The organism is Motilimonas sp. E26 (genome assembly GCF_021278025.1).
In the GTDB taxonomy this organism is placed as follows: domain Bacteria; phylum Pseudomonadota; class Gammaproteobacteria; order Enterobacterales; family CBDFNC01; genus Motilimonas.
On sequence record NZ_JAIBHJ010000028.1, the window covers coordinates 41827 to 51088 of the forward strand.

General features: G+C 44.0%; 7 protein-coding genes. 4 read left to right on the forward strand and 3 right to left on the reverse strand.

The features are described 5' to 3' along the window. The first annotated feature begins 13 nt into the window (after positions 1-13). From K1M91_RS17975 to K1M91_RS17985, 3 genes are all read left to right on the forward strand, one after another. A complete protein-coding gene (locus tag K1M91_RS17975; RefSeq protein WP_232803639.1) occupies positions 14-994 on the forward strand; it encodes an ABC transporter ATP-binding protein in 981 nt (326 codons plus the stop codon). 34 nt (positions 995-1028) lie between these two features. Next, positions 1029-2735: a glycoside hydrolase family 9 protein gene (locus K1M91_RS17980; protein ID WP_232803640.1), complete on the forward strand. Its 1707-nt coding sequence runs from the start codon at positions 1029-1031 to the stop codon at positions 2733-2735. A gap of 161 nt (positions 2736-2896) precedes the next feature. Continuing rightward, complete coding sequence (locus tag K1M91_RS17985) at positions 2897-4720, forward strand: beta-N-acetylhexosaminidase (protein ID WP_232803641.1); 1824 nt, start codon at positions 2897-2899, stop codon at positions 4718-4720. Positions 4721-4761: 41 nt separating this feature from the next. Here K1M91_RS17985 and K1M91_RS17990 read toward each other — a convergent pair whose 3' ends face one another. The 3 genes from K1M91_RS17990 to K1M91_RS18000 are packed head-to-tail and all read right to left on the reverse strand — an operon-like array spanning position 4762 to position 7618. After that, complete coding sequence (locus K1M91_RS17990) at positions 4762-5532, reverse strand: metal ABC transporter permease (protein ID WP_232803642.1); 771 nt, start codon at positions 5530-5532, stop codon at positions 4762-4764. Between the two features lie 9 nt (positions 5533-5541). Then, positions 5542-6435, reverse strand: coding sequence for a zinc ABC transporter substrate-binding protein (locus K1M91_RS17995; protein WP_232803643.1), 894 nt, complete (start codon positions 6433-6435; stop codon positions 5542-5544). Further along, the gene (locus K1M91_RS18000; protein ID WP_232803644.1) at positions 6425-7618 is read right to left on the reverse strand and encodes a hypothetical protein; all 1194 of its coding nucleotides are present in this window, start codon (positions 7616-7618) and stop codon (positions 6425-6427) included. The genes K1M91_RS17995 and K1M91_RS18000 overlap by 11 nt, the downstream gene beginning before the upstream one ends. A 169-nt stretch (positions 7619-7787) precedes the next feature. Here K1M91_RS18000 and K1M91_RS18005 point away from each other — a divergent pair, with 169 nt between their 5' ends. Next, on the forward strand, positions 7788-9119 hold the full coding sequence (locus tag K1M91_RS18005) for a hypothetical protein (protein ID WP_232803645.1): 1332 nt from the start codon (positions 7788-7790) through the stop codon (positions 9117-9119). Positions 9120-9262 lie beyond the last annotated feature (143 nt).

A 9262-nucleotide genomic window follows, 5' to 3' on the forward strand; every position in this document is an offset into this window, starting at 1 on the left:
TGAGAGAAGCATTATGAGCAATAATAATCCAATAATTGAAGTTAAAAATCTGGTTAAAGACTTTCCTATCAATGCCAATGCCTTGAAGAAGAGTCACATGCGTGCATTGAACGATGTTTCGTTCAACCTTTATAAAGGCCGCGCATTAGCTATCGTAGGTGAATCAGGCTCAGGTAAATCAACCAGCGCTAAGATCATTGCGAAAATGTACAGCCGCACAGCAGGTATGGTGAAATACCACGGCCGTGACATTGATGAATTTAATCACAAACAATCATTAATGGAATACCGTGAAAGTGTGCAAATGATTTTCCAAGACCCATTTGGCTCTTTGAACCCAACGCACACTATTTTCCATCATTTAGCTCGTCCATTGTTGTTACATAAAAAAGTAACTAGTAAAGCGGATCTACCTGGTCGAATTTACGAACTACTTGAACGTGTGGGTTTAACGCCAGCAAAAGAAACGGCTGAAAAGTTCCCGCATCAGCTTTCTGGTGGTCAACGCCAACGTGTGAACATTGCACGTAACTTAGCGGTTGAGGCGGAAATAATCCTTGCCGATGAACCAACATCAATGCTTGACGTGTCAATTCGTCTAGGTGTTTTAAACCTAATGGAAGACATGAAAAACGATGGCATCTCAATGATGTACATCACGCACGATATCGCCACTGCGCGCTACCTAGCAGAAGATATTGGTGTCATGTATGTTGGTCACTTAGTTGAATGGGGTGAAGTAGACGAAGTACTACAAAAACCAGCGCACCCTTACACTCAGCTGCTTATGTCTGCGGTACCCAACCCAGAGAAGAGTATCCATGACAACCTAGAAGGTGGTCGTAAAGGTGAAATTCCACTGTGGACCCCAGAAAGTGTTGGTTGTCCGTTCTCTGGCCGTTGTTTACAGGTAATGGATAAGTGTAACCAAGCGTTACCTGAACCAAAAGAGATCGCGCCGAACCACTTCGTACGTTGTTTCTTACACGAGTAATAAGCAAGAAATATAGATAATAAAGGATCCTGCCATGCAGCTACTGACTAACCACATTGGTTATCAAGTTGGCGCAAATAAAGTGGCAGTCATCAAAGCAAAAGCCGGACTTGTTATGAGCCCGGCTTCTTTGATTTCATGCCAGGATAAAAGCGTATGTTTTACAACTGAAATAGTACCGCACGGATGCGTTGACCAGTGGAGTGACTGGTACTTCTACCAAATAGATTTTTCTGAATTTGATCAGCAAGGGGAATTTGCAATTGTCGTCGAAAATGATGGTGAAACCTTCAGTTCACACCCCTTCTGCATTGCCGAAGAACTACTACTAAATCGTACTTTGTCTGATAACTTATTTTACTTCAAAGGCCAGCGCAGCTCTGGGCCCTTTGATAAAGCCGATCAAGATTTACCTTTTTGGGGAAATGAGCAAAAAACAGCCGACGTGCGCGGCGGCTGGTTTGATGCCAGCGGTGACATGAGTAAATATCTCAGTCATCTATCTTATGCTAATTACCTCAATCCTCAGCAAATTCCCATGGTGGTTTGGAATTTAATCCGTTGCCATCGAGAGCTGGGGAAATCGGATAATATCAGCAAGGTGAACCTCAATAAGCGCATCCTCGATGAAGCTTTGTTTGGTGCTGACTTTTTGATGCGGGTATTGGATAAAGATGGCTACTTTTATATGACGATTTTTGATCAATGGAGCAAAAACGTTAATAACCGTCATATCTGCGCCTATGAAACCCAAAAAGGCACTAAGACGGAACAGTGGCAAGCAGCTTTCCGCCAAGGTGGTGGAATCAGTATCGCAGCTCTGGCTGCAGCTTCTCAGTTAGCACCCGAGGGGGAATTTGCCCCTGCGCAATACCTAGCTGGGGCCGAGCAAGCTTATGCCCATTTATGTGAAAATAATCGCGCTTACTGCGATAATGGCAAAGAAAACATCATTGATGAATATTGTGCCCTACTCGCGGCCATTGAGCTATTCAAAGCAACCAAAGATCAGCGCTACTTATCTGAATCTCGCCGTTGGGCGAAACGCTTGCAAGCGCGGCAGGTCAGCGATGAATTGGTCTCTAATTGGTGGACTGTAGAAGAAAACAGCGACCGCCCTTACTTCCACGCAGCAGAAGCTGGCTTGCCAGTTATCAGTCTTATTGAATACAGCAAAATTGAAAGCGATTCCAATTTTCATGCAAGTGTCTTAAAAACCATCAAGCAAGCCATACAGTTTGAGCTTGATATCACAGCAGAAGTCGTTAACCCCTTTGGTTATGGGCGTCAATACGTTAAAGCTGTCGATGAACCCCATAGACGAACTGCTTTTTTTGTCGCACAACAGAATGAATCTGGATATTGGTGGCAAGGTGAAAACGCTCGTTTAAGTTCGTTGGCTAGCGCAGCAAAAATGAGCGCTGAACTGTTTAAGGACAGTGACCCTGAGCTAGCAAAAAATGTACAAGCTTATGCTCAACAACAATTAAACTGGATACTTGGTTTAAATCCATTTGATGCTTGCATGCTTTATGGTCATGGCCATAACAACCCTGAATACATTGATGGTTATCCTAGCGCGCCCGGTGGCATCTGTAATGGCATCACCTCTGGTTTTGATAATGAGAGGGATATCAGCTTAGTGCCTGAAGCGCAAAAAGATGATTTCTTCCAAAACTGGCGTTGGGGCGAACAATGGATCCCCCATGCTGCTTGGTATATATTAGCAGTCGCTTTATAGTAAACGCTATTTCCGCTTAACTATTTAAGTTAAGCGGTTTCTCGGTATCTAACCCGATGTAAGTGATACCTTTATTAATCAACTTTTGAGGTTTTCCTTTGGCTGTCGTACTTGAAATCACAGAATTACGGAACGGCTCGCATAATTATAGTGCAGACTTTATGCTAACCAATCTGAGCCAATCCAGTTTAACGGATTGGACCCTTAACCTATTCTTAGTCGGACTCCTCGACCCCGCTAAGCTTGACGGTGTTGAACTAGTTCGTCAAGACGGTAGCTTTATCGCGCTGAAGCCGAACATGCCAACTAAGTTAGAGCCTGGACAGGTATTCAACTTTACCTTGCTGGTCGACAAGCTTGCGTTAAAAAATATAACCGACCTGCCATCAGGCATTTATCTTTCGTTTGGCGAGAAGGAGCAAATAATACAAGTTGAATTTGCTCCTTTTATCCTCCCTCACGTAGCGGTAACGCCAGCACCGAAACTCAATCAAGCACCACCAAACGCACTGGCTATTATTCCTCAGCCACAACAAGTTGAGCTAAATAATGACACCTTAGCAATACAACAGCATGTTTGGATAAATAACAACCAAGGCCTTGAAGTTGAAAGTCAGGTATTTTTATCCCAACTAAGTAAGCTGCGTTTAGGTAAAGAAAAAAGCACGGTCATTGATTGTCTGTGGGATGATAAATTAACTCTAGAAGCGTACCAAATCGCGATCAAAGACAAAATTGTCGTCTCTGCCGGTAGCAAAGTGGGCTTTGGCCGCGCTTTTGCTAGTTTGGCCCAATGTTTAAATGCAACTTCAGCATTACCTCAGGGTTTCATTAAAGACCAACCCCGATTTGCCTACCGTGGTTTTATGCTTGACTGCGTACGACACTTTCGTAGCGTAGAAAAAATCAAGCAAGTCATCGACCTTTTAGCTTATTACAAATTCAACACATTACATTGGCATTTTACCGATGATGAAGCTTGGCGAATTGAAATTAAAGCCTTTCCCCAGTTAACCGAAACAACCGCTTATCGTGGCCATGGCTTAGCCATCGAATCTCAATTTGGCAGTGGCTCAGATCCCTATGGTGGTTTTTATAGTCAAGAACAAGCAAAAGAAGCTGTTGCCTATGCAGCAGAACGACATATCCAAGTGATCCCTGAAATCGATATTCCAGGTCATTCACGCGCGGCCATGAAGGCATTACCGGAGCTACTAGTCGATCCTGATGATCGCTCACAATATTGCTCGGTGCAGTTTTATACTGATAACGTGCTAAATCCTGCTCTTCCTGGCACTTATCACTTTATTGATCAAGTAATTGATGAGTTATGTGACATCTTTCCAGCACCTTACTTACACGTTGGTGCCGACGAAGTACCTGAAGGTGTGTGGGAGCATTCGGCGATTTGCCAAAAAATGCTAGTAGATAATGGTTACCAAGATTTACGTGAGTTACAAGGTCACTTATTACGTTATGCACAAGATAAGTTACGTCAGAAAGGTAAAACCTTACTCGGTTGGGAAGAAGCCATCCACGGCGACAAACTAGAACAAGATGCGATTATATATGCTTGGCGTGGGGTTGAAAGCTCAATTAAAGCGGCCAATCAAGGCTATCAAGTCATCGCAACACCGGCTCATTTTACCTACCTCGATATGGCTTATAACCGTTCAGAAGTGGAGCCAGGTACCACTTGGGCAACCGATTTTGAGCTTGAAGAGGCTTATTGGTATGAACCGTTAAACGATAACTTATCTGAAACGGGCAAGGCTAATTTACTGGGTGTGCAATATGCGCTTTGGAGTGAATTTGTACGAACTGATAGCCAGTTTGATTACATGGTCTTTCCGCGGTTAATCGCTGGAGCAGAAGTAGCATGGAGTCAACCAGAGCACAAAGATTGGCAAGACTTCCAAGCGCGGCTTAATGTTCATTTTAATTACCTTGATCACCTTGGCATTAAATACCGCCATTATAAATAAACTAAAAAACCACGTTTACCCTGTAAACGTGGTTTTATCGCCTATATAGAAACAAATGATCTTTTAAGTCGCAATATTACCGGCAATACCAGTGCAAAAATACCGATCATCAATACCACTGTTGGCCCAGAAGGTACATCAAGCCACATAGAGAGAGAAAAACCGGTAATTAAGCCCAGTAACCCTATCACTAGGGCCATGCTATTACGCCAATTAGGCAAGCAATACGTTGCTGCAATAGCAGGTATCACCAGCATAGCAAACTCCAAGTAGACTCCTAAGCTTTGTACTAAAAGAGGTATGCTTAACGCAAATAAGCAATAGAAGCCAACACCATCAAGTAACCTTGGTCGCAACCAACGAATGCTCACTAGCCCCCCTGCAAGTAACGCTAACGCAGCCACATCAGTCCAGCTTGACCACAGTAATTGGCCATGTAACAAGCTTGTTGCTCGCTCATGAGCATGAGGCGCTTGACTCACGAGTAAAATGCCTAAGCAGGCGGACATAACATAAAAGGTGCCAATCAACGCCTCTAGGTTGTCCACTTTTTTTGCTTCTAGCCAAGCAATGCCGCCACCAACCACTAAAGCTAGAGCACATGCACCAAGTAGAGGAATCAGCTCATACTGATTAGTCAAATCCGGCCAATAAAGAGTAATAATGAGCATACCTAAAGCCGCAACTTGCGCCATCGCCAAATCAATAAAGATAATACCGCGTTGCAGCACTTGACGGCCCAAAATCAGGTTACAAATTAACGCTAGTACGCCGCAAAATAAAGGAGCCAGTAGCCATATATAATCTGCCACGCTAATTCCTTAATGCTTTGCTAACAACAAGTTGATGCTGTTATCAATTAGCGTTATCAGATCATAAGACTGCTCGTTACCACCAACACTTTGCGCCAACACGATCATGGGTAACTGAGTGCGTCCTGCTAGCCACTTCGCGGCTTGCGAATTTTGATGAGAAGCATAAACGATGGCATAAATGTTACCCGGATCAAGCTTCGCGAGCTGAGTTAAATGAGCGGTTGTTGGCGAGACCCCAGGCTTAGGCTCCAAATCGGCAACTTGTGTCATCCCTAACCAAGCAAATAAATAGCGATAGGTGGCGTGGTAACCGACTACTTTTTTCCCTTTTAGAGACAGAGCCTTATTTTTCCAAATCAACATTTTCGCCGCCCAGCGCTGACGAAACGCCTCACCTGCTTGCAAATATTGCGCTGCTCGTTTTGGGTCAAGTTGCTGCAATTTCTCAGACAGTGCTTGAGATATATTTATCATATCCGCAACCGCAAACTGCACATGGGGGTTGCCACCTGCATGCACATCCCCCATCGAGCGATCAACGTGATCATGTTTATCTAGCACTGCGACATAGTCGGTAGTAAAAAATAATCCTTCACCTCCAGGGCTCACCTTGGCATTACGGCTTTGCCTTTGTAGTTCAGGCAACCACCCCACTTCAAGTTCAGCGCCTGAACAAATAACTAAGTCAGCTTGACGCATTTTGTTAATCAAGGACGGCCTGGCTTGAATAAAATGCGGATCTTGAAACGCTGTGGTCGCGCTAAACACCTCTGCCTCAGGGGCATGTACTTTTGCCAAGGACGCCCAATCAGGCTGACAAGCAAATATAGTCAAAGCATGTGCTGGTAAGCTAAGCAGTGCCAATAACCAGCCAGTCAATCGAGTTAAGTTAAAAAGCATGGGCACCGTGCGCTCCGAAAGTCATGATGTATTGCAAAGAAACAATATTATCCCGTTTATCTAAATAATCTTGCTGGCTCACTTGTGCTCTCACAACACCAAAATGCGATGAGTGCCATGCGATAGCAAAATCAATCTCTTTCAGCTGTTCATCTACAAAATGGCCATGGGCGTGATCACCATGTCCATGTACATCATGATTACTCATATGATCAAATTGGCTGTAGCGCGAACTGACAGACCAGTTTGGATTAAATTGATACACGAAAGCACCATAGAACCCCGACAGTGAGCTCGGTGCGCCGTCTAAGCTGCTAAAGCGTTCATCATAAAGATCATCTAGATACAGGTATTCTGCGGTGAAACGTAAATTTTGATATTTATAATTCCCTTGCGGTGCCCATTTCCACGTCAAGTCGGCGCCATAAAGCATACGGCCTGTATATGCAGGGCCATGGTTATGCTCGCCGTGATCATGACTACTATGATCATGACCGCCATGCTCATGCTCACTATGATCATGATCATGTTCACCAAACTGCATATGGCCATTACCATTTCGCAAAACACTGAGGCCTAACATCCAGCTATTTGAATCCCCAATATCGCTACCCGTTTCTATTTTGCCTGCAACCACACCAACTGTAGCGGGATCGTCAAAGCCAGCATCCATCTTTTTTCCTGAAAATGCTTCTGCAGAAACCGCCAAGTAAAACTCAGTTGGTAATAAAGCGCTCACTTGAATACCATCATCAAAATAATGACTTCCCAGTAAAGCGCGGTAAACACCTGGCCGTTCAGTGAAAGCATCCTCATGAGTATGTTTACTATTTAAATAACCAAATTCAGATAAAAACCGTCCCGCTTTTATTTTTAATCCTGCAGGTAAAGCTAAGGTCTCAATGAACGCTTCTTCAAGCTCTATTTCTGTGCTGCCATGATGTGACTCAAATATTCCAGTTAGCACACCGCGAAATTTGTCATCAACGCTGCCCGTTAGGCCTAATTCTGTATGACCTAAGCCAAAGCCTTCATCACGGTGAGAAAAAGCTCGCTGCCCATCTTGGTAAAAACCATCGAGTACAACACTCACATCGGGGCCTGAAATAATAGGGCCAGTATTAGCAAAAACACTACCAGAACACCCCATAACCACTGCATTTATTAACCACTTAACCTTCATTTTTTAATTCCATATCAGCACCTTACATTTAAAAAAACGTCTCAAATGAAAGGGGCGAGTTCAAAAAAATTGCGAATGATCCGCTTGCGAAGTCAGGATGTTATAGTATAACATTTCATTAAATCAAGTTAATGATAACAATTAATATTCACAATATTAGGAACTCTGTATGAAACCCATAACCCCTTTAGCTGCATATATAAAGCAACCTTTGCTTGCCCTGCCTATTAGCCTATTACTGGTTGCATGTGGCAATGGCAGTAATGTCGCAGGCAGCGACAATAGTGGCCAAAATCCAACTCCCACTATCGCGCCAAGTCAGCCGGATCCTGCACCAACTAGCGCGCCAGTTTTATCCTATGGCCGCCTTGCTGTTGCAGAGGCAGACCAAACAAACGTCAGACTATTAGATTTAGACTCAGGTAATATTGCAGCCGATATAAGCTTGCAAAACCCCGCGAGTGCGCTTTACCGAAGCCCACAATCTGGCTATGTTGTAGCCATCCAACGTAATCAAGACAAAGTAGAGTTTATTGACTCAGGCCTTTTAGGGAGTCAACCTGAAGCCCCCAGTCTGCATTCATTTTCAATAGAGCAAGCGAAACCGACCCACTTTGATTTATCATCCACTGCCGCATCACTGTTTTTTGATGGTGACCAAGGAGCAGGCATCAATGCTGGGTTCCAAGTACTGACAGATAGCAGTATCAAGCAAGCTAAAGCACTAGCAAGTCATGACTTTACACAGGCAATGCACGGCACGGCGCAATTGAGAGGAGAGTTTGCACTGACGACTTTTCGAAGCGACCTAGCGACAACATCACTACCAGACCAAGTCGTAGTAATGCATCAACATAATGATCATTACCATGAGGAAAAAACCATTACGGAATCTTGCCCAGGGCTGCATGGCAGTATGCAGGGTATCCATTGGACAGTATTTGGCTGTGAAGATGGCGTGTTAGCCATCAAGCAAGTTGGGGAAGAATTCAGTGCAATCAAAATCCCCAACATAGCCACCATGGTCGATACTCGCATAGGTACGTTGAAAGGTAGCCACAAACATGACAAGTTTCTTGGTTTAACCAGAACCCAACAAGCATTTTTGGTCGACCCAGAAAATAACCTGATGACAGAAATTCTGTGGCGTGATCAGCCAGAAACGACTTTTTTAGCTTATGGTGTTGATCACCATCAAGCACACTTCCTAATGCTTGATAGCAAAGGTTATCTAGGTGTATATGAAATTGAAGAGGATTTTAAGCGCGTCGCTTATATTAAAGTATTAGATAGCGTGCCAAACTTAAACTCTGGGCAAAAATTCAACATCACATCATCAGGCAGTCAAGCCCACGTTTATATTTCCGATCCGGTCAACAATAACCTGCTCACCGTTGACTTAACGAGCGAAGCGGTTATTAAGCAGCTAGCACTGGCCTTTTCACCCGCCCATATCGCATGGGTTGGCATTGAAAAGGAGCCTGCAGCACACCAACACTAATTTAATTATCGGCCTTGGTGCATAAACCCAAGGCCAATATTCCTTATTACAAATTTCTCGCCTAAACTAGGGTCTGTTGATCTTTGCTGTATAGATTTTGTTCAGCAGTACATAGGCAGCCACATTATAGCAAACGCCAGTGA